This is a genomic window from Salmonella sp. SAL4457 (assembly GCF_046548235.1).
GTDB lineage: Bacteria > Pseudomonadota > Gammaproteobacteria > Enterobacterales > Enterobacteriaceae > Salmonella > Salmonella enterica.
In genome coordinates, this window is the sequence record NZ_JBGDZO010000683.1 from 1 (window position 1) to 263 (window position 263).

A 263-nucleotide genomic window follows, 5' to 3' on the forward strand; every position below is an offset into this window, starting at 1 on the left:
GTGTAGAGGGTGTTCAGGGTGCCGACCACCACTTCCTTGGCCATCGCCCCGGTGACCAGGCCGACGGTGGCCTGCCAGTTGTCCGGCTGCACCCCGAGCGGCGCCAGCAGCGGAGTGAGACGCTGGCTGACGCTGGCCAGCGCGGAATGGCCGATGTCGCCCTGCACCGGCTTGCCGTCGAGGGTGATGCTGTTCAGGCCGCCGATCACCAGGCTGACCAGGATGATCACCTTGCCGGCCCGCACCACGAAGCCGCGCAGGCG

At 69.6% G+C, this 263-nt stretch carries 1 protein-coding gene; it reads right to left on the reverse strand.

Annotated features, from left to right (window positions below; all coding sequences use genetic code 11):
• Nucleotides 1-263, reverse strand: a 263-nt coding sequence (locus ACLJNW_RS25915; RefSeq protein WP_410961468.1) for a nucleoside recognition domain-containing protein, incomplete at both ends; no start/stop codon positions are given.